This window comes from Streptomyces sp. NPDC047117, assembly GCF_040643545.1.
Lineage (GTDB): Bacteria > Actinomycetota > Actinomycetes > Streptomycetales > Streptomycetaceae > Streptomyces.
Genome location: NZ_JBEYUN010000019.1, coordinates 136,759 through 157,541, shown reverse-complemented (window position 1 = coordinate 157,541; position 20,783 = coordinate 136,759). Strand labels below are relative to the sequence as shown.

Annotated in this window: 18 protein-coding genes and 1 pseudogene; 15 read left to right on the top strand and 4 right to left on the bottom strand. The window is 70.6% G+C overall.

Translation table 11 applies throughout. The features are described 5' to 3' along the window. Positions 1-88 precede the first annotated feature (88 nt). Positions 89-658 carry a PadR family transcriptional regulator gene (locus ABZ840_RS30395; RefSeq protein WP_361564802.1) on the bottom strand — a complete coding sequence of 190 codons (570 nt, stop codon included), beginning with the start codon at positions 656-658 and terminating at the stop codon, positions 89-91. A gap of 118 nt (positions 659-776) precedes the next feature. On the opposite strand from ABZ840_RS30395, the gene ABZ840_RS30390 reads away from it, so the two are divergent. From ABZ840_RS30390 to ABZ840_RS30320, 15 genes and pseudogenes are all read left to right on the top strand, one after another. Continuing rightward, positions 777-2,330 carry an AMP-binding protein gene (locus ABZ840_RS30390; RefSeq protein ID WP_361564799.1) on the top strand — a complete coding sequence of 518 codons (1,554 nt, stop codon included), beginning with the start codon at positions 777-779 and terminating at the stop codon, positions 2,328-2,330. A gap of 5 nt (positions 2,331-2,335) precedes the next feature. After that, complete coding sequence (locus ABZ840_RS30385) at positions 2,336-4,768, top strand: xanthine dehydrogenase family protein molybdopterin-binding subunit (protein WP_361564796.1); 2,433 nt, start codon at positions 2,336-2,338, stop codon at positions 4,766-4,768. Positions 4,769-4,770: 2 nt separating this feature from the next. Further along, the gene (locus ABZ840_RS30380; RefSeq protein WP_361564793.1) at positions 4,771-5,550 is read left to right on the top strand and encodes an enoyl-CoA hydratase/isomerase family protein; all 780 of its coding nucleotides are present in this window, start codon (positions 4,771-4,773) and stop codon (positions 5,548-5,550) included. 8 nt (positions 5,551-5,558) lie between these two features. Then, positions 5,559-6,455 carry an FAD binding domain-containing protein gene (locus tag ABZ840_RS30375; protein ID WP_361564790.1) on the top strand — a complete coding sequence of 299 codons (897 nt, stop codon included), beginning with the start codon at positions 5,559-5,561 and terminating at the stop codon, positions 6,453-6,455. Further along, on the top strand, positions 6,452-7,696 hold the full coding sequence (locus ABZ840_RS30370; RefSeq protein ID WP_361564787.1) for a 2Fe-2S iron-sulfur cluster-binding protein: 1,245 nt from the start codon (positions 6,452-6,454) through the stop codon (positions 7,694-7,696). Before ABZ840_RS30375 ends, ABZ840_RS30370 begins: the two co-directional genes overlap by 4 nt. Before the next feature lie 6 nt (positions 7,697-7,702). Continuing rightward, positions 7,703-8,866 carry an XdhC family protein gene (locus tag ABZ840_RS30365; RefSeq protein WP_361564784.1) on the top strand — a complete coding sequence of 388 codons (1,164 nt, stop codon included), beginning with the start codon at positions 7,703-7,705 and terminating at the stop codon, positions 8,864-8,866. 16 nt (positions 8,867-8,882) lie between these two features. Beyond that, positions 8,883-9,782, top strand: coding sequence for a LysR family transcriptional regulator (locus tag ABZ840_RS30360; protein WP_361564781.1), 900 nt, complete (start codon positions 8,883-8,885; stop codon positions 9,780-9,782). Between the two features lie 119 nt (positions 9,783-9,901). Beyond that, positions 9,902-11,260 (top strand): MFS transporter, encoded by a 1,359-nt coding sequence (locus ABZ840_RS30355; protein ID WP_361564778.1) that lies wholly within the window; start codon positions 9,902-9,904, stop codon positions 11,258-11,260. Between the two features lie 15 nt (positions 11,261-11,275). After that, positions 11,276-12,454, top strand: coding sequence for a cytochrome P450 (locus ABZ840_RS30350; protein WP_361564775.1), 1,179 nt, complete (start codon positions 11,276-11,278; stop codon positions 12,452-12,454). A gap of 80 nt (positions 12,455-12,534) precedes the next feature. Beyond that, positions 12,535-12,726: a ferredoxin gene (locus tag ABZ840_RS30345; RefSeq protein ID WP_361564772.1), complete on the top strand. Its 192-nt coding sequence runs from the start codon at positions 12,535-12,537 to the stop codon at positions 12,724-12,726. Then, a complete protein-coding gene (locus ABZ840_RS30340) occupies positions 12,723-13,910 on the top strand; it encodes an FAD-dependent oxidoreductase (RefSeq protein WP_361564769.1) in 1,188 nt (395 codons plus the stop codon). The genes ABZ840_RS30345 and ABZ840_RS30340 overlap by 4 nt, the downstream gene beginning before the upstream one ends. Positions 13,911-13,993: 83 nt before the next feature. Then, entirely contained in the window at positions 13,994-14,770 is a 777-nt protein-coding gene (locus tag ABZ840_RS30335; protein ID WP_361564767.1) for an SDR family NAD(P)-dependent oxidoreductase, read from the top strand. After that, positions 14,767-16,191 carry an aldehyde dehydrogenase family protein gene (locus ABZ840_RS30330; RefSeq protein ID WP_361564764.1) on the top strand — a complete coding sequence of 475 codons (1,425 nt, stop codon included), beginning with the start codon at positions 14,767-14,769 and terminating at the stop codon, positions 16,189-16,191. The genes ABZ840_RS30335 and ABZ840_RS30330 overlap by 4 nt, the downstream gene beginning before the upstream one ends. Further along, positions 16,191-17,552 carry a UbiD family decarboxylase gene (locus tag ABZ840_RS30325; RefSeq protein WP_361564761.1) on the top strand — a complete coding sequence of 454 codons (1,362 nt, stop codon included), beginning with the start codon at positions 16,191-16,193 and terminating at the stop codon, positions 17,550-17,552. The genes ABZ840_RS30330 and ABZ840_RS30325 overlap by 1 nt, the downstream gene beginning before the upstream one ends. A gap of 2 nt (positions 17,553-17,554) precedes the next feature. Next, a pseudogene (locus ABZ840_RS30320) lies at positions 17,555-18,178 on the top strand (UbiX family flavin prenyltransferase). 116 nt (positions 18,179-18,294) lie between these two features. Here ABZ840_RS30320 and ABZ840_RS30315 read toward each other — a convergent pair. From ABZ840_RS30315 to ABZ840_RS30305, 3 genes are all read right to left on the bottom strand, one after another. Then, complete coding sequence (locus tag ABZ840_RS30315) at positions 18,295-18,600, bottom strand: antibiotic biosynthesis monooxygenase (RefSeq protein ID WP_361564758.1); 306 nt, start codon at positions 18,598-18,600, stop codon at positions 18,295-18,297. A 136-nt stretch (positions 18,601-18,736) separates the two neighbouring features. After that, the gene (locus tag ABZ840_RS30310; protein ID WP_361564756.1) at positions 18,737-20,518 is read right to left on the bottom strand and encodes an FAD-dependent oxidoreductase; all 1,782 of its coding nucleotides are present in this window, start codon (positions 20,516-20,518) and stop codon (positions 18,737-18,739) included. Further along, entirely contained in the window at positions 20,518-20,778 is a 261-nt protein-coding gene (locus ABZ840_RS30305) for a UBP-type zinc finger domain-containing protein (RefSeq protein WP_361564753.1), read from the bottom strand. Before ABZ840_RS30305 ends, ABZ840_RS30310 begins: the two co-directional genes overlap by 1 nt. Positions 20,779-20,783: the final 5 nt, after the last annotated feature.

The following is a 20,783-nucleotide window of genomic DNA, read 5'->3' as shown; positions in this document are numbered from 1 at the left end:
TCCCCACAACCTCCCCGGGGGGCCGGGCACGTGATGAGCTACTGCCTCGCCTCGGAACCCGGACTGCCGCGTCGGCGGACCGGGAAACTCACTGCTGCGTCGGGCCGGGCTTCGGGAAGTCGCCGCTTTCCGCCCGCGCCCGGACCTTGCGCCAGAACTCCAGGGCGGCGTATTCGATACCGAGCCCGAGCTCCAGGGTGATCATGCGGCTGGCGACCTCTTCGATGTGGCCGTAGCGGCGTTGCATCTCTTCGTACTCGGCGATCCGGTTTTCGTGCTGCTCGATCTGGTCCTGGGCGAGCCGTGCCACGTCCCGCGGTTCCGCCAGCTCGCTGAAGAACAGCTTGATCTCCGCGATGTCACGGAGTTCGAAGTGCTCCTTGACCGGCTCGGCCAGCCACTCGCCCAGCGCGGCCTGGCCCGCTGCGGTGATGGTGTACGTCTTGCGCCGCCGCCCGGTGTCCTCCTGGTGCAGCTCAAGGAGACCGGCTTTCTGGAGCCGCTTGGGCTCTGAATACAGCTGCGCGTGCGGGAAGCTCCAGAAGTAGCCCACGGACCGGCCGATCGCGCGCTTGAGGTCGTACGACGTGGAAGGGCCACGCGTCGCGATCATGCCCAGGACCACGAACGATGTTGTTGAGAGCCGGACCGTTGACATGGTCTGAAGCGTACCGTAGGTTCAAGCTGCACGGTCTGAAACATACGGTTCGAATAGAACGGTCCGGGCGTGCGGTTGCGTGCATTGCTCAACCGCACCTCGGGGGAGAGGGAAGGCCATGGATCTGGGCACGGTCATGCGCTGGACGGCCGAGCGCTACCCGCAGCGCCGGGCGGTCGGCGGCAGGGCCCCGATGACGTATCGGGAATGGGACGCCCACACCAACCGGCTGGCGCGGGCCCTGGCCGAGCTCGGCGTCCGCCCCGGCGGGCGGGTGGTGCTCTCGATGGCCGGTGGTGAGCCGCTGGCGAGCCTGCACCTGGCCATCCAGAAGCTGGGGGCCGTCTCGGTGCCGCTGTCCTTCCGCTTCAGCCCCTCCGAGCTCCAGTACTGCCTCTCCGACGCCGAGCCCGCGCTGGTGATCAGCGACGCGTCGACCGCCGCCGTCACCGAAGAGGCACTGAGCGGCATGGACTCCCTGCCGTGGATCCTCTCCGGCGACCCGGCCGATGCCACGATCGAGCGCCTCGCGTCCGGTCAGCCGGACGGTCCGCTCGACGTCCGGGTGTCCGAGCACGACACCAGCGTCATGCTCTACACCTCGGGCACCACCGGCAGACCCAAGGGCGTGCCGCGGACGCATCGTGCCGAGCACCACGCCGCGGTCGCCCACCTGCTGCAGAGCGGACAGGCCCCCTTCGACGTGACGCTCGGCGTGATGCCGCTGTTCCACACCATGGGGCTGCGCACACTCATCGCCACCGTCGTCGGTGCGGGCACATGGACTCCGCAGGTGCGCTTCGACGCCGACGAGACACTCGCGCTCATCACCGAAGAGCACATCAGCTGCCTCTACCTCGTACCGACGATCTACTGGTCGCTGGTGCGCACCGGCCGCCTCGCGGAAGCCACGTCCGTGCGCAAACTGGCCTACGCAGGCTCGTCGATGACCCCGGCGCTGGTGGAGCAACTGGCGGAGACACTCCAGCCGGCCTCCTTCGTCAACCACTTCGGCAGCACCGAGATCTACACCTTCACCGTGGGGCCCGACGTCATCGCCAAGCCCGGGTGCGCGGGCCGGGCCGGTGTCTTCTCCCGGGTCCGCCTGGTCGAACCGGTCCCGGACGCCGGCCCCGACGCGCTGGTCGGCCCCGGCGAGCAGGGGCAGATCGCCATCTCCCTGCAGAGTCCGGAGGCCTTCGCCGGCTACTGGCACCGCCCCGACGCAGACGCCAAGTCGATCCGCGACGGCTGGTACTTCCCCGGAGACCTCGCCACCGCCGACGAGGACGGGGACCTGTGGGTCGCCGGACGCGTCGACGACATGATCAATTCCGGTGGGGAGAACATCTACCCGGACGAGATCGAGGACAGCCTGATCCGCTGTCCGGCAGTCAGTGAGGTCGTCGTTGTCGGGCTGTCCGACGACCGGTGGGGACAGGCCGCCACCGCGTTCTTCGTTCCCGCCGAAAACATGGCCCCCCACCAGGCGTTGGCGGTACTCGACTCCTATGTACGCGAGCGCTCCGGACTGCCCTCCCTCAAGCGCCCCAAACGACTCATCGCCGTGGCCGAGCTCCCCAAGTCGGGAGCGGGCAAGATCCTCCGCCGTGGGCTGGATTCCGGTGACTTCCACGCGCTGGCCGACAGCGCCGCAGCGGCAGACAGGTGACGCACATGACGACGACCTTCGAACGGCCGGCCCGGCCGACCGCACGGATCGAGGACCCTGCGCTGCTCACAGGCCGTGGCCGCTTCCTCGACGACATCGACCCCCTGCCCGGCACGCTCACCGCCGCGGTGGTGCGCAGCCCTCATCCGCACGCCCGCATCCGCGGTGTCGATCTCGAGCGGGCGCGACGGCACCCCGGTGTCGCCGCCGTGATCGGACCCGAGGAGGTCCTCGCCACACTGAAGCCCTTCCCGCTCTCGCTCAAGACGCCCATGCCGTATTACCCGACGGGCACCGACAAGGTCCGGTTCGTCGGTGAGCCGGTGGCCGTCGTGGTGGCCGCCGACCGGTATCTCGCGGAGGATGCCGCCGAGCTCGTCGAGATCGATTACGAACCGTTGCCGCCGGTGGTCGACGTCGAGAAGACCCTCTTGCCCGAGGCCCCGCGGCTGCACGACGGAGCCGACAGCAATGTGGCGACCGACCGGACCTTCGCCTTCGGTGACGTGGACGCCGTCTTCGCCGCCGCCGACCACATCGTGAAGGGCAAGTACAGCTTCCCGCGGTACTCCTCGACCCCGATGGAGTGTTACTCGGTCATCGCCGAGTGGCAGGACGAGGTCGACGGGCCCGCCGTCCAGGCCTGGGCGAACTTCCACGGTCCGTTCTCCATGGTGCCGGTGCTGGCGGGAGCACTCGGCGTGCCCGCCTCGCGGGTTCGGCTGATGATCCCGGCCGACAACGGCGGCAGCTTCGGGATCAAGGCGGGCATCTACCCCTACGTGGCGCTGATGGCGCTGGCCAGCAAGTACGCCGGCCGGCCAGTGCGCTGGACCGAGGACCGTATCGAGCACTTGCTCGCCAGCTCCGCCGGTTCCGACCGCGTCATGTGGTTCGAGGCCGCGGTCTCCGCCGACGGCACGGTGCAGGGGCTGCGCGCGGACCTGGTGGACAACGTCGGCGCCTACCTGCGCCCGCCGGAGCCCAGCACGCTGTATCGCTGCTTCGGCAACATCACCGGCGCATACAAGATCGACGCCGTGCAGATCCGCTCCCGCGCCGTGGTCACCAACAAGACACCGACCGGCCTCAACCGCGGATTCGGCGGCCAGCAGCTCTACTTCGGCCTGGAACGGCTCATGGACAAGATCGCCGGAGTGTGCGGGCTCGACCCGGCCGAGCTGCGGCAGCGCAACTTCGTACAGCGCGAGGACTTCCCGTACGCCACCCCCACCGGCGGCATCTACGACTCCGGCGACTACCAGCGCGTGATGGACATGCTGCTGAAGAACGCCGACTACCAGGCGCTGCGGGAAAAGCAGCGGGAGGCGCGCGAGCGCGGCGAGTACTTCGGCATCGGCATCGCCACGATCGTCGACCCGTCGGCCACCAACATCGGCTACGTGGGCCTGGCCACCCCGGCCGAGCAACGCAAGGCCGGGCGCGGTAAGTCCGGCTCCACCGAGCACGTGCGCATCAGCGTCGACCTCAACGGCATCGTGTCGGTACTGCTGGGCACTGTGCCGCAGGGGCAAGGCCATGCCACGGTCGCCCAGGCCGTCGTCGCCGAACAGCTCGGGCTGCCACGGGAACAGGTGCGGCCGGTGGTCGAGATGGACACCGCCACCACACCGTGGACGGTGACCTCCGGAAGCTACTCCTCCCGGTTCGCGCCTCTGCTGACCAGTGCCCTGGTCGAGGCCAGTGAGAAGCTGGCCGAGACGATCAAGATCGCCGGCGCCACCCTGCTCGGTGCCGATCCGGCCGACGTCGAACTCGGCCAGGGCCAGGTCCGGCTCCGTGACGAACCCGAGCGGGCGGTTCCCTTCCGGCATGCGGCCGGACTGGTCCACTGGGACCCCGGTGCGCTGCCCGAGGGCACTCCCGCGCGCCTGTACGAGGAGGCCGCCTTCACTCCCCAGCAGTCGAAGGCAGCCAGCAGGACCGACCAGATCAACTCGAGCCTGTGCTACGGGTTCGTCGCCGAACTGGTCGGCGTGCGCATCGACGCCGCGACCCGGCAGCTCGAGCTCGAGCAGGTGGTGACGGTCCACGACCCGGGAACGATCCTCAACCACCAGCTGCTCGAAGGCCAGATCCACGGCGCGCTCGCGCACGCCATCGGCGGCGCGATGTTCGAGGAGATGCGCTACACCGACGCCGGGCAGCCCACCGCGACGTTCATGGACTACCTCTGTCCCACCACTGCGGAGACGCAGTACGAGCTCAACAGCGACCACCTCGAGACTCCCTCGCCGCTCACACGCCTCGGTGCGAAGGGCTGCGGTGAAGGCAGCAGCATGAGCCTTCCCGTCGCGATCGCCAATGCGGTCGCCGACGCCCTCGCCCCGGCCGACGTGGACATCACCACCCTCCCGCTGCACGGCAACGTGCTCAACGAGCTGCTCAACGGCAGCGACAGCGAAAGGACCCTGTGACCATGGCACTCACCGGAGGCGAGATCAGGCTGGACCGCGGCCACGACGGACGCGTCGCCTACCTGACCCTCGACCACGGCAAGTTCAACATCATCACCATGGAGACCCGCCAGGTGATGGCCGACCGCTTCGCCGAGATCGACGCCGACAAGGACATCCAGGTGGTGGTCATACAGGCCGCCGGCGAGCACTTCTCCTCGGGCGGCGACATCGCCGGCTTCATGGAGGTGGAGCCGGTCGACTTCACCGACCTCGGCCAGAACATCACCGCGCCGGCCCGCAGCCCGAAGCCGGTCATCACCGCCGTCGACGGCTACTGCTTCGGCGTCGGCCTCGAACTCGCCCTGTCCACCGACATCCGCATCGCCACCGAGCGCAGCGAGTTCGCGCTGCCGGAGATGCGGCTGGGCATGATCCCCGGATCCGGAGGCACCCAGCGCCTCGCCCGGCTCATCGGCCTCTCCCGCGCCAAGTACCACGTCATGACAGCGACCCGCATCAACGCCCAGCAGGCCGGCGACTGGGGCCTGGTCGCGAACGTCGTCCAGGACCGTGCGGCGCTCGATGCCGAGGTCGAGCGGATCGTCGGCGCACTGCTCGGCTTCTCGCCGCTGGCCGCCCGCACCGCCAAGGAAGTCCTCGACAAGGGCGTCGACGCGCCGCTGTACTCCGGCATCGAGCTGGAACGCAAGGCGTACTCCATGCTGCGCTCCAGCCACGACTTCGCCGAGGGCGTCGCCGCGTTCGCCGAAAAGCGCGCCCCGAAGTTCCAGGGCCGGTGAGCTGAACCATGAAAGCCGCACCGTTCGCCTACGTTCGTCCGTCGAGTCTGGCCGACGCGATCGCCGAACTGGCGGGAACCAGCGGGGGCGGCAAGGTCATCGCGGGTGGGCAGTCGCTGGCCCCTGTGCTGGCCATGCGACTCGCCCGCCCCGACACCCTGGTCGACATCAACTCCATTGAGAAGCTCGACGAGCTGACCCGCTCCGAGGAGCACCTGCACATCGGCGCCACCGTACGGCAGCGCCGCGTCGAGCGGGACCCGCTCAGCGCAAGCGTTCCGCTGCTGCGCCTGGCACTGCCCTGGGTAGGGCACCGGGAGCTGCGCAGCCGGGGCACCGTCTGCGGCAGCCTCGCCCACGCCGACCCGTCGGCCGAGCTCCCGGCCGTGGCCTGCTGTCTCGACGCCGAGTTGACACTGACCGGGCCCAACGGCCCCCGGCAGGTACCCGCCCGGAAGTTCTACAGCGGGGCGATGACCACCGCGCTGGGCCCCGAGGAGATCCTCACCGCCGTGCGGCTGCCGGTCGCCACCGCGGACGAGGGCTTCGGATTCGCCGAGATCGCACGCCGGCACGGCGACTTCGCCCTTGCGGGAGTCGCCACGCGGGTGCGCCTGCGCGGTGGCCGCCCGGAAGCGACGATGACCGCGTTCGGCGTGTCCGACAAGGCGATCACCCGCGACGTGTCCGAGCAGCTCACCGCGGCGGTCACGGGCATGGGCGACGCGCCGGCGGACCGGCTCGGGGAGCAGCTCTCCGCCGTCGTCGAGGAGATGGTCGACACCGACGGTGACGCCCACGCGTCCAGGGACTACCGGCGCCGACTGCTCCGCACCCTGGCCGCCAGAGAACTTTCCAAGGCATACAAACGGGCCCGTAAGAACTCCGGCGAGGTAAGCGCATGACCATCAACGAAGCAGCGGCACGTACCGGGGCGGCGCCCCCCGTCCCGCCCCGGCCGGTGAAAGCGGGGGCGGACGACACGGTCGAAGTGCGCATGACCGTCAACGGGACACCTGCCGTTCTCCAACTGCCCGCGCGGGTCACCCTGTCCGACGCACTGCGCGACCATCTGGGTCTCACCGGCACGCATGTGGGCTGCGAGCACGGCGTCTGCGGCATGTGCACCGTGCTGGTCAACGGCGAGGCGGCACGGGCCTGCCTGCTCTTCGCCGTACAGCTCGACGGGGCGGACATCGTCACCGTCGAAGGACTGGGGCGGCCCGACGACCTGCACCCGCTGCAGGAGGCGTTCGGACGCAACCACGCGTTGCAGTGCGGATTCTGTACCCCGGGCTTCCTGATGAGCTCCTACGACCTGCTGGCGAACAAGCCGGAGGTCACCGAGGAGGAGCTGCCGGAGGAACTTTCGGGCGTGATCTGCCGGTGCACCGGATACCGGAACATCCTCGCCGCGGTGGGAGAGGCCCACCGTGCGCACCCCGAGGGGATTCCCGCCCCGGGCAACTGCGGGCGCCGGGCGCTCGTCGGCCGCTCCGGGCAGGGCGGTAACGCCTCCGACGGCCAGGAGGACAACGCCGGCACGACCGCGTCCCTGGCCAAGGACATCGTGCTGCCCAGCGGTGACCCCACCATCGCGGTCGAGATCACGACCGGGATCGAGGTGTCCGAGGAAAAGATCTGGCGCGTACTGGACGACGTCCACCTCCTGGCCCGCTGCCTGCCCGGTGCCGAGCTCACCGATGACCTCGGCGACAACCACTACGCGGGCCGCGCCCGGGTGTCGGTGGGACCGATCAAGCTGGCGTTCCACGGCCTCGCGCACATCGTCGAGCACGACCGCGCCGCCGGCCGGCTGCGGGTGCTCGCCCAGGGACAGGACAGCGGCGGAGCGCAGACCCAGGCGGACATCACGCTCCGCACGGAGCCCACGCAGACCGGCACCGCGATGCACGCCGACGCCAAGGTCTACCTCACCGGCCGCATCGCTCAGTTCGGCCGCGCCCTTGCCGGTGACGTCAGCCGCCGCATGTTCGAGCAGTTCGCCGACGCCGTCGCCGAAGCGGCAGCCTCCGGCCAGGCACCGTCCGGCCCGGTGAAGGCCCCCAGCGCCATGAGCCTGGTCCTCGCGCCGCTGCTCGACCGCATCAAGCAGCTCCTACGTGTCGGAAAGCGCCGGGGATGAACCGCCATGCGTGACGTGATGCCGCAGCTGCGCAGATGGCTGGCCGAGGGCAGCGCCTTCGCCCTGGCCACGGTGGTCGGCGCCCGGGGCAGCGCCCCGCGCGACCCGGGCGCGGTCATGGCCGTCAGCGCGTCAGGAGAGGCGGTGGGCAGCGTCTCGGGCGGCTGCGTCGAGGGCGCGGTGTACGAGGCGGCCACCGAGGTGCTGCAGACGGGGGTGCCACGACGCGAAAGGTACGGCGTCAGTGACGAGGACGCCTTCTCCGTCGGCCTGACCTGCGGCGGCGTCATCGACATCCTGATCCGGCCGGTTGTTCCCGCTTCGTCGCTCCCTCTGGTGCTCACCTCGATCGAGCGGGAGCAGCCGGTCGCCGTCGCCACCGTCACCGGCGGACGGGCGCCCCTGGGGGCCCAGCTGACCGTCTGGCAGGACCGGACGCTGGGCTCCCTGGGCGAGGACCGGCTCGACGCCGCGGTGCGCGACGACGCACGCGGGCTGCTGGCACAAGGCATCACCGCTACCGAGCACTACGGCCCGTACGGGGAACGCCGTATGGACCAGGTCGCGGTGTTCATCCAGTCCTTCGCTCCGCCACCGAGCATGCTCATCTACGGGGCGAACGCCTTCGCCGCCGCGCTCAGCGGCATGGCCGCACGTCTGGGGTACCGCGTGACCGTGTGCGACGCGCGGCCCGTGTTCGCCACGGCCGCACGTTTCCCGGAGGCGCACGAGGTGGTGTGCGCCTGGCCGCACGACCATCTCTCCCGCACCGACGTCAACGAACGCACCGTCATCTGCGTGCTCACCCACGACCCCAAGTTCGACGTCCCCGTGCTGACGGCCGCGCTGCGCACCCCGGCGGCGTACATCGGCGTCATGGGCAGCCGCCGCACCCACAGCGACCGCACCGCGCGACTGCGGGCGCAGGGCGTCACCGACGCCGACATCGCCCGCCTCGCCTCCCCCATCGGCCTCGACCTCGGTGCCCGGACACCGGAGGAGACGGCCGTGTCCATAGCCGCGGAGGTCATCCAGCGGCGCTGGGGCGGCACCGGCCTCCCGCTCAGTGGCCTCACGGCCGACATCCATGCGCACGGGGCATCACCGACGGCGGCGCCGGCACGGTCTCAGGCCTCCCGGCCGACCGACGCCGCCCACCACAACCGATAACCGTCAGGCGCTGAAGATGGAGTTGCACCAGCTTCGTTACGTACTCACCATCGCCAAAGCGGGCAGCTTCACCCGCGCGGCCGAAGAGCTCTTCCTCGCCCAGCCCTCGCTGTCGGTCCAGGTACGCAAGCTGGAGAAGGAACTGGGCGTCGACCTGTTCCAGCGACTCGGCCGACGCGTTGAACTGACGGCAGCCGGTGAGGCTTTCCTGGAGCACGTCGAGCCCGCGCTTTTCCATCTCGAACAGGCCCGTACGCAGGCGGCCGCGATACGGTCCCTGGACCGCGGCCGCGTCACGATCGGCGTACTGCCCAGCGTCGGCGCCACGCTGCTCCCCGACCTGCTGGCCGAATACCGGGCCGCGCACCCCCGCATCGAAGTGCTGCTCACCGAGCACAATGTGTCCGGCGAGTTCGAACGCATGGTGCACACAGGGATGCTGGACCTGGCGATAAGCCGCGCGCCCCTGGCACGGCCCGGTGTCACGGGGCGCATCCTGGTACGCGAGCCGATGGTCGCGATGCTGCCTCCGGAGCACCGCCTCGCAGACCGGCCCGCCCTCGACCTGGCACAGCTGGCGGGGGACGACTACGTCGGCATGCACCGCGGGTACGGGCTGCGCGAGCTGATGGACATGGTCTGTCTGCAGGCGGGCTTCAGTCCCCGGGTGACCGTCGAGACCGGCCAGCTCTCCGTCCTGTGCGGAATGGTGCGCAGCGGGGTGGGTGTGTCCGTGGTGCCGCGTCTTGCCTCCGCCGGCTACGCCACGGCGATATCCCTCGATGATCCCGTGGCCCGGCGGGAGCTGGGTGTGATCTGGCGCAAGGGCAGCCCTCTCACTCCCGCCGCGAGTGCGTTCCTCGATCTCCTCGTCGCTGCGTTCGAGGGTGACCGCGACAGCGGTGACGAAACCTGAAGGCCGGGCGCCAGCTGCCCATATAGGCGCTGACTACCGCACGACTAGGCAGTTGCGCATCGCTCATCGCGCGACGGCGCCCCTTAATACCAGTACTGAGCCGCACAAGGAGATGGGCAATGTCCACACCCCGCATCACGGGACCTTCTCGCAGAGCCACGTTCTACGCCGCCTTTGCCTCTGTCGCCGGCTGGGCGTTCGATCTCTTCGATCTGTTCATCCTTCTCTTCGTCGCCGGCACCGTCGGCGAGCTCCTCTTCCCCGCCTCCAGCCCGACGCTGAGCCTGGCCGCCGTGTATGCCTCGTTCGCCGTCAGCGTGCTGCTGCGTCCCGCCGGGGCGGCGATCTTCGGCGGGATCGCCGACCGCCACGGCCGCAAGAAGACGATGGTGATCGTCCTCGCCGGCGTGGGCCTGTGCACCGCGGCCATGGGCGCGGTGCCCACCTACGCCACCGCCGGAGTGTGGGCGCCTGTCGTGTTCCTCATCCTCCGGTTCCTTCAGGGAATCTTCGTCGGGGGCGTGGTCGCCGCGACCCACACCCTGGGCACCGAGAGCGTCGGCCCGCGGTGGCGCGGTTTGATGTCCGGCCTGATCGGCGGCGGCGGAGCAGGCCTCGGCGCCGCGATAGCCAGCGGGTTGTTCATCGTCGTCAGCCAGATCTTCCCCGGCGAGCGGTTCGACGTCTGGGGCTGGCGCGTCATGTTCTTCGCCGGCCTGGCCGCCGCGATCCTCTCCTACTTCGTGCTGCGCGGCGTCGAGGAATCACCGCTGTGGAAGGCGCAGCAGCAGGCGCAGAAGGAGGGGGCGCCGCAGCCCAAGCCGCGGATGAGCGACCTCGTGCGGGACGGCCGGGGCGGGATGTTCGCCCTGAACATCCTGCTCGTCGCCAGTGCCGGATCGCAGTACTACCTGACCTCCGGATACCTGCCGACCTTGCTCGATCAGATCACCGGCGTGCACAAGAGCTCCCAGGGCGTGATCCTGCTCGTCTCCAGCCTCGGCGTGGTCGTCGCGACCATCGCCGCCGGTGAACTGAGCGAGCGTATCGGCCGCCGCCGGTCGATGCTGCTGATGGGTGGCTTCAACCTCGTCGCCCTCCCGCTGCTCGTCTGGCTCATGACCAGCACCGATCCGGCGAAGACCGGGCTGATCACGGTGTACGCGACGGCGCTGGCGTTCTTCGCCAACGCGGCGTACGCACCGGTTCTGGTGTTCCTCAACGAGCGCTACCCCACGGCGCTGCGCTCGCGCGGCACGGCCGTCTGCTGGAACACCGGGTTCATGATCGGCGGACTGATGCCGACCTTCGTGAACCTGGCCAGCCCCGGCCTCGCCGATGTGCCCGGCCGGCTCATGGTCTGCCTGATCGCTGTCGTGATCGCGTTCCTCATCGCCAACGCGATCAGCCCGGAGACCCGCGGAGCCATGGAACGCGAGCAGCTCCCGCACCCGATGACCGAGCCCGCGAAGGCCTGACCACAGGAGAGCGCCATGACAGAGCAGACCGACCCGCATGGCCCGACCTACGACCCCCACGCGCGCGACCTCTCGCCCGAACGCGCGTATGAACTGTATGAGGGCCTCCGCGCGCAGTGCCCCGTCGCCCGCGGTGAGAAGCACGGCGGCTACTGGACGCTCTCCCGCTACGAGGACGTGCGCGCGGCCGCCATGGACCACGGCACCTACTCCTCCACCGGCGGCGTCTATGTCCCCGCCGTGTCGGACAACCGTTTCCCGCCCATCGACTACGACCCGCCGGAGCACGAGAAGTTCCGCAGGCTGATCGCCCCGCTCACCAGCGCGGCCGCGGCCCGGCGGATGGAGCCGCAGATCCAGGCCACGGTGGACCGGCTCATCGCGGCATTCCACGGCTCCGGCGAGGCCGAGCTGGTCGAGGGCCTGGCCCTGCCGCTGCCGCTCGACGTGATCACGCGCCTGTACGACCTCGGCCCGCAACAGGCGGAGGAGATCCGCGAGTACTCCCTGGACTTCCTGGAGCACGCCTCCGACGAACAGGGCCGGAAGGTCATCGACCGGGTGTGCGCCTACTGGGTCCGGCTCTTCGAGCAGCGCCGCAAGGAACCGGGCGACGACTTCATCTCGCAGCTGCTGACCATCAACGACGAGCTCGGCGTGAACGACGGGACGCTCGCCAACATGATGTTCATCCTGACCTACGCCGGGCACGATTCGACGGCGCTCGGGCTGAGCAACGTGCTGCTCCACCTCGCCGAGCACCCCCAGACCCAGCAGCGGCTCATCGACGAACCGAAGCTCATTCCCACGGCGATCGACGAGATCCTGCGCTACGAGACCCCGCTGCACTGGTTCCCCCGGCAGCTGACCGCGGACGCGTGCGTGGCCGGGCAGCAGATGTCCGCGGGCGACCGCGTGATCCTGCTGTTCGCCTCGGCCAACCGCGACGGGAGGGTCTTCGAGAACCCGGACGAGGTGGTCATCGACCGCAAGCCCAACAAGCACCTCGCCTTTGGCGCCGGCATCCACAGCTGCCCGGGAATGCCGCTGGCGAAGGCCGAGATCCGCATCGCGGTCCAAACGCTGCTCGAGAGGATCCCGGGCTTCCGGATCAACGGCGAAGTCGAGCGCACCGATCCACTGGAAGGCGGCGGCCGGCACCTCGGCGTCCGACGGCTCCCGGTGACCTGGTGACAGGTGCCGCGAGGAGTGGGTGACGTGATGACAGGTGACGTAGCGACGGATGACGCGGCGACGAGGGGAAACCACACGCCATGAAGATCACGGTGGACACCGACAAGTGCTGCGGGTACGGCGAATGCGAACTGGCCGCCCCGGAGCTGTTCCAACTGGACGAGGACGGGATCGCGCGGCTGATATCCAAAGCCGAACCCGGCGAGGCGCGGGCGCGCGAAGCCGCCGGCGCATGCCCGGTCGCCGCCATCGACGTCGACCCGGCGTCGTGAAGCGCGTCCTGGTCGTCGGTGCGTCGCTGGCCGGCCTGTGCACCGCGGAAGCGCTGCGCCGAAACGGCTACGACGGCTCCCTCACCCTCGTCGGTGACGAGCAGGCCATGCCCTACGACCGCCCGCCGCTGTCCAAGCAGCTGCTGAGCGGGGACTGGGCGCCGGAGCGGACCGCGTTGCGCAGTGACGAGGCACTGGCCGCACTCGAGGTGGAGTTCCGCCTCGGCGAGCGGGCCCGCGCCCTCGACCCCGTGGCGAAGACGGTCGAGCTGTCCGGGGGATCGTCTCTGCCGTACGACGCACTGGTCGTCGCGACGGGTGCGAGGCCCCGCTCTCTGCCCGGTCTGCGCGGGCTGGAGGGCGTGCGCACCCTGCGCACGCTCGGGGATGCGCTGGCCCTCCGTGACGCGCTCGCGAAGCGGCCGCGCGTGGTGATCGTCGGCGGCGGCTTCGTGGGCGCCGAGGTGGCCGCGGAGGCACGCCGGCGCGATCTGCCGGTCACCCTTGTCGAGGCGTTGCCGGTGCCGCTGTCCCGGGGGCTCGGCGAGCGGATGGGCGAGGCGTGCGCGCGGCTGCACGTCCGCATCGGCGTCCGCGTCCTGTGCGGACGCGCCGTGGCCGGTTTTGACGGGGACACCGCAGTCGAGCGGGTGCGGCTGGAGGACGGCAGCACCATCGACGCCGACCTGGTCGTGGTGGGCATCGGCGCGACACCCGCCGTCGGCTGGCTGGCCGATTCCGGAATCCGCCTGGACGACGGCGTGCTGTGCGACGCGTACTGCCGGGCCTCGGCGCCGGACGTGTACGCCGCGGGCGACGTCGCCCGCTGGTTCCACCCCGGCTACGGCCGGCATGTCCGGCTGGAGCACTGGACCAACGCCAGGGAACAGGCCGCGGTCGTGGCCCGCAACATGCTCGACCCCGGCTCCCCGGTGGAGTACACGCCCGTGCCCTACGTCTGGTCCGACCAGTACGGGACGCGCATCCAGCTGGCCGGACGCAGCAGTGGCGACGTCCGCATCGTGCACGAAGGGGAGGACCAGGAGAGCCTGCTCGCCCTGTATCGCGACGGCGACCGATTCGAAGGCGCCCTCGCGATCAACTCCGCACGGCGGCTCCTGGACTGCCGCCGCCTGCTCGCCCGCGGTGCCGACTGGCATGAGGCGCTCGCCACCGCCGCGTGACAGGACCTCGCTCTCGTGTCCAGAGGTGTGAACCGTCCCTGACCGGGCGACCGGCACGACTTACTCAAGGATCAGGAACTTCCATGACTTCAGCGACTCTGCAGGATCGTGTCGTACTGCTGACCGGCGCGACGGGCGACATCGGTGCCGCCTACACGTGCGCGCTCACCGCGGCGGGGGCCAACGTGATCGCCGCGGACCTGCCCCAGTGTGCCGAGGACGGCAAGCGGCTCGCCGAGAAGGCCACCGCACAAGGGCCGGGCACCGCGGTCTTCACGCCGTGCGACATCACCGACGACAACGACGTGAACACGGTCGTGGGGCAGGCGACCGACCGGTTCGGCGGCCTGGACGCGGTGGTGAACAACGCCGCCGTCTACCGGACGCTCGGCCCCAAGCGTCCCCTCACGGAGCTGACCGCACAGGACTGGGACACCGTGCTGCGGGTCAACGTACGCGGCACCTGGCAGGTCATCCGGGCCGCCGTCCCCGCCCTGCGGGAACGCGGCGGCGGACGGATCGTCAACATCGCCTCGGTGGTCACGCGCACCGGCGCGGCCGGCTTCGCCCACTACGTCGCCTCCAAGGCGGCCGTGGAGGGACTGACCAGGGCCGCGGCCAGGGAGCTCGGGCAGTACGGCATCGGCGTCAACGCCGTCTCGCCGGGGCTCGTCGACGACGCCGCCTCCCGCGCCATCAACGACCCCGACTACCTCGGCAGAATGCAGCAGACCCGGTGCCTGGCACGCGAGATGGCACCGGACGACCTGGTCGGCGCGGTGCTGTGGCTGGCGAGCCCCGCCAGCGGTTTCGTCAGCGGGCAGACCGTGGTCGTCGACGGCGGCGGAGTGTTCGTATGACGGCCACGGCACAACACCGCACCTGGGGCGTCCCGCAGGATGCCCGTCCGGCCGATCCGACCACCCTGCGGCCACTGCAGGAGACCCCCGCGACCACACCCGACCGGCTCGCCGAGGCTGCCGAGGCCGCCGCGGCGGCCCAGCGCGGGAACTGGCCCGTGGACACCCGCCGGCGCCAGGCGCTGCTGTGGCGATGGGCGGACGTGCTCGGCGAGCACACCGAGGAGCTCGTCCAGGCGCTGGTGACGGAGAGCGGCAAGCCGATCCGGGAGGCCCGCCTCGAAGTGGCCGGGGCGGTCGAAGCACTCCGCTACAACGCCGGGCTCGCCCGTTCGATCGGGGGTCGGGCCGGCACGCTGCCCGACGGGTCCGAAGCCCACCTGGTGCGCGAACCGGTCGGCGTGACCGCGTTCATCGTGCCGTGGAACTGGCCGCTGCTGCTGCTGTTCCGCGACCTGGCCCCGGCGCTCGCCGCGGGCGTGACCGCGCTGGTGAAGCCCGCCCCGCAGACCACGCTGGTCACCCGGCGGGCGCTGGAACTGGGCCGCACGGCAGGAATCGGCGACGACGTCGTGCAGCTCGTGGTGGGCGACGGCCTCGTCGGGGACGCCCTGGTCACCCATCCGCTGGTCCGAGCCGTTGCCTTCACCGGCTCCACCGCGATCGGGGCCGCGATCCGCAGCGCGGCGGCCCCGGACATGACCCGCACCCTGCTGGAACTGGGCGGCAAGGCGAGCATGGTGGTGTTCGCCGACGCCGACGTCGAGAAGGCCGCCGAGACCGCGGCCCGGGCATCGGTGATCACCAGCGGGCAGATGTGCATGGCGTGCACCCGGCTCCTGGTACAGCGCCCGGTCTTCGAGCGCGCGCGTGACCGGGTGGTCGACGTCCTGCGCTCGCTCCGGCTCGGCGATCCCGCCGCCGAAGAGACGGACATGGGCCCGCTCATCTCCGCTCGCGCGCTCGACCGCTTCACCGGTTATGTGGATCTCGCACGGTCCACCGCGACCCTGCTGACCGGAGGGGAGCGCATCAGCCCCGACGATCTGCCGGGACACTTCGTGACCCCCGCCGCGGTGGCCGGCGTCGCGGTGGACTCGCCTCTCGTACAGGAGGACATCTTCGGCCCTCTGATCACCCTCGAACCCTTCGACGACGAGGACGGCGCGATCGAAGCGGCCAACGCCACTCCGTACGGGCTCGCCGCCTCGGTGTGGAGCGGCGACGGCTCACGCGCCTGGCGCGTCGCGCGGTCGCTGCAGGTGGGGACCGTCTGGGTGGACGGCTACAACCGCTCGTACCCGGAGATGCCCAGCGGCGGCTACGGTTCCTCCGGCCTCGGCCGGACCCGCGGTGTCGAAGGGCTGGAACAGTTCACCGAGCTCAAGCACGTCCACTTCGCACTGCCCGAGGGGGAGTGATGGGCACGACCTGGCCGGAACAGCCCGATCTGCGGGGCTGGCTGGCGCTGCTGGAGGAACGTGGCGAGCTGCGCAGGGTGAGCAGTGAGATCGACGCGGACCAGGACGTGGCCGCCGTACTGGAGCATGCCGACGGCCGCTACGCGGTGGCCTTCGACGCGGTGCGCGGCGCGAGGTACCCGCTCGTCGGCAACACGATGCCTTCACGCGGGCACTTCGCCCTGGCGCTGGGCTGCCCGGAGGAGGAGGTGGTCGACCGGCTAGCCGACGCCGTACGCACCCCGCGCCCGTATGCGGTGATCGCGTCGGCCGAAGCGCCGGTGACCGCCCGGCACGATACGCGAGGCGACCTGCTCGGGGACCTTCCGCTGCCGGTGCAGCACGAACGCGACGCAGGCCGGTACTTCACCTCGGCGCTGATCGTGGCGCGCGATCCGCGCACCGGCAAGGCGAACCTGTCGATCAACCGGCTGCAGGTCACCGGGGACCGCGAGGCGCGCGCCCTCATGCTGCCGGGCAGGCTCCGGTCGATCTTCGCCGAGCACGAGGCGGCGGGGAAAGACCTGCCCGTCGCGCTCTGCGTGGGCGTCGATCCGCTGCTGACGCTGGCCTCGCAGTCGCCCGCGGCAGCCGACCTCGACGACCTGGAGGTCGCGAGCGCCCTGCATCCCGGGCGGCTGGACGTCACATACGTGGAGGGGTTGGAGGTACCGGTGCCCGCCCGCGCGGAGATGGTACTCGTCGGCACTTTCCGCGCGGGCCGGCGCGCTGACGAAGGGCCGTTCGGGGAGTATCCGCGCACCTATGGTCCGGGCGGGCCCGCCCCGGTGCTGGAGCTGTCCTCGCGCTGGTCACGGGAGAGCGCTTTTCTGCAGACGATTCTCTCCGGCGGTCGGGAGCACTTCTGGCTGGGCGGGCTGCCGCGCGAGGCGCGCCTGTTGCGGGCACTGCGGGCCGCGGGGATCGATGTGGCGGCCGTGCGGCTCACCGAGGGCGGGTCGTGCCGGATGCACGCGGTGATCTCCCTGCGCTCCCGTGGAGGGGGCACGGCGCAGCATGCCGCGATGGCGACGTTCGCGGCGGTGACGACGGTGAAGCTCGCGGTGATCGTCGACGACGACGTGGACGTGTTCGACGACGAGCAGGTCGAGTGGGCGATCGCGACCCGGATGCAGGCCGACCGCGACCTGTTCGTGGTGGAGCGCACCACCGGCAGCAGCCTGGATCCCTCGGCACACGGCGGGACGACGGCGAAGCTCGGGATGGACGCGACCGTACCGGCCGGGGACCGCGAGAAGTTCGCCCGCATCCGCTCCCAGTCCTCTTCCTTGCACCCCTACCTCGCCGAACTGGAGGGCTGATCATGGACGGGGACGGTTTCCCACCACGGGTGATCGTGGGGGTCTCCGGAGCGTCCGGAGCGGTGTATGCGGTCCGCGCTCTGGAGCTGCTCTCCCAACTGGGTGTGGAGACCCATCTGGTCCTCACCAAGGCGGCCAAGGCGACGCTGACCCAGGAGACCGACCTGACAGTGGCCGACGTGCGGGCGCGCGCCGACCACCTGCATGCCGAGCATGACCTGGGCGCGGCGATTTCGAGCGGCTCGTTCCCGGTGGACGGGATGCTGGTGGCGCCGTGCAGCGTGAAGACGCTGTCCGGCATAGCCAACGGCTACGACGACAATCTGCTGGTGCGCGCCGCCGACGTCACCTAGAAGGAACGCCGCCCGCTCGTCCTGCTGTTGCGCGAGACTCCCCTGCATGCCGGGCACCTGCGGCTGATGACGCAGGCGACGGAGGCGGGCGCGACCATCATGCCGCCGGTGCCCGCCTTCTACACCCGCCCCACGTCACTCGACGAAGTGGTCACCCAGACAATCGGCCGGGCACTCGACCACCTGCGCCTGCCGCACCCGGTGACGGTGCGGTGGGGCCGGGAGCGCAGGAGCCGGAAGGTCTTTGAGGTTCGGCGCGAGCGTCTTCGCTGATCGCGCCGGGCCTCCGGCCGGTCGACGACGAGGCGCTGGTGCCGTTCTTGGTGGCCGGTTCGTCCACCGGGGACTTCCCGTCCGACGCGCCGGGCATGGACCGGTCCGCCTGGTCTTCAGGGGAGCTTGTGGGCGAGGACGTCGAGTTGCTCGACGGAAGGTGGTTGAGCGAACAGTTCGCCGGCTCGTTCCATCAGGGCACTGCCCAGGCGGCCGGCGAGGTGGGCCTGGCGTGCGTCGTCGTCGGGGAAGGCGTCGAAGATGGCGAAGGTGGACGGGCTCAGGCGCACGGCGAACCAGGCGACGGTGCCGGGCTCCTCCTGTACGAGGGCAAGGCCCGCGCGGAGGAAGGCGGCGACCTCTTCCTCCCTACCGGGCAGAGCCTCGACCCGTACGTGCAGCGCAACGTTGATGTCGGTCATGAGGGAGTTCCTTTCCGATGCTCGGCCACCCGGCAGCGGCGGGGCACCGAAGTGGCCGGTTGACGCCGGACGGGCGTGGTCATTCCCACCGCCTCCTTCTCCTTCTCCTACTCGTGATCTCGTCGCCCGCTGCGCGTCAGGCGAGCCAGGCGGACTCCTTCGGACGGGTGTGCGGGGAGCTGTCAGTGCCGCCGGGCGCGGCCGTGTGGCCCAAGTAGCGGTGCACGAAGTGGATGCTCATCGCGCCTTCGCCGACCGCGGAGGCCACGCGCTTCACCGAGCCGCTGCGGACGTCGCCGGCTGCGAAGACGCCGGGCAGGCTGGTCTCCAGCGTCAGACAGTCACGGCCCTGGCTCTGCCACAGTTCGGGAACGGAACAGGCCTGCGCCTCCGCACCGGTGAGCACGTAGCCGCGCGCGTCGAGGGCCAGCGCGCCGGACAGCCAGTCGGTGTGCGGGTCTGCCCCGGTGAAGACGAACAGGGCCCGCACCGCGAGGTGGCGGTGCTCGCCCGTACGGTGGTCGACCACGGTGACCGCCTCCAGCACCTTGTCTCCGAGTGCCTCGGTCACCTCGGTGCGCAGCAGTACGCGCACCCGCGGGTGGCGCTCGATCTGATCGATCAGGTAGCGGGACATGTGCGCCTCGAGGCTCGGCCCACGCACGAGCAGATACGCCTGCGGTGCGTACCCGGCCAGGAAGAGCACGGCCTGACCCGCGGAGTTGCCGCCACCGACCACGGCCACCGGGCCGCTACGGCACTGCTGCGCCTCGTAGAGGGTCGCCGAGTAGTGGACGCTCGCGCCCTCCAACGGCTCGATGCCGGGCACATGGAGGCGGCGGTAGCGTGCGCCGGTGGCCAGGACGACGGTACGGGCGGTGATCTCACTGCCGTCGGCGAACCCGACGGCGTAGTGGCCGTCCCGCCGTTCGAGCCGGGCCGCCTCCGCAGGGACGCTGATCCGGGCGCCGAACTTTTCGGCCTGGAGCACGGCGCGCTCGGTGAGTTCGGCGCCGGAGATGCCGGAAGGGAAGCCGAAGCAGTTCTCGATGCGGGATGACGTCCCGGCCTGGCCGCCGGTGGCCAGCACTTCGACCACGGTCGTGCCGAGGCCCTCCGAGGCGGCGTTCACCGCGGCGGCGAGACCGGCCGGACCGGAGCCGACGATGAGGAGATCGCCGCGGCCGTTGCCCTGTTCCAGGGACGGCAGGCCGATGAACCGGGCCAGTTCGGCGTTGCTCGGATTGCGCAGCAGGGTCGTGTCCCGCCAGATCACCAGCGGCGTCTGCTCCGGACCGACCGCGAAGCGCCGCAGCAGTGCCTCGGCCTCCTCGTCCGTCTCCAGATCGATCCAGCGGTAGGGCAGCCGGTTGCGGGCGGCGAACTCGCGCAGCCGCCGAGTGTCGGGCGAATAGCGCGAGCCGATGATGCGGAAACCGGCGCCCTGTCCTACGAGCAGAGCCCGGCGGCCCAGACAGGCGCGCAGCACCACATCACCCAGCGTGGAGTCCCGGGTCACCAGGTCACGCAGCTGATTCATGGACAGGGCGAGAACCTCACCGGGGCCCCTGACCATGGCGGTGTAGAAGGCCACCTGTCCGTTCAGGAGGCCGAGTTCGCCGATGAAGCGGCCAGGGCCGTGCACACGCAGCAGGCGTTCCTCGGGCGTGCCGTAGCCCTCGATGATGGCGACCGAGCCACTGAGGACGACGTAGAACGTCTCGCACCGATCCCCCTCCCGGATCAGCACGTCACCTGCCTCGACCGCGCGCCGCCGACCGTGCTGCGCCAGGTAGGCCATCTGGTCGTCCGACAGGCGGGGATAGGCGCCGTAGATGTCGGGCGTCTCGAGGGGGACGGCCTCCTCCGCGTCGTCCGGCAAGGGCGCTGCGCCCGGCCGCGTCTCGTTGCCGGACATCACACGATCGCCTGGTGGACGAAGCACCACCGCCAGTCCTCACCGGGCTCCAGCGACGCCACGATCGGATGGCCGTCGGCGGCGGCGTGCCTGCGGGCGTGCCGGTTCGGCGAGGAGTCGCAGCAGCCGACGTGGCCGCAGGTCAGACAGAGCCTGAGGTGCACCCAGGGGGAACCTGTGGCCAGGCACTCCTCGCACCCCTGGGCGCGCGGGGTGACGGGGCGTACGAGGGCGAGGTGGGGGTCGGTTCGTACGGTCATGGCCG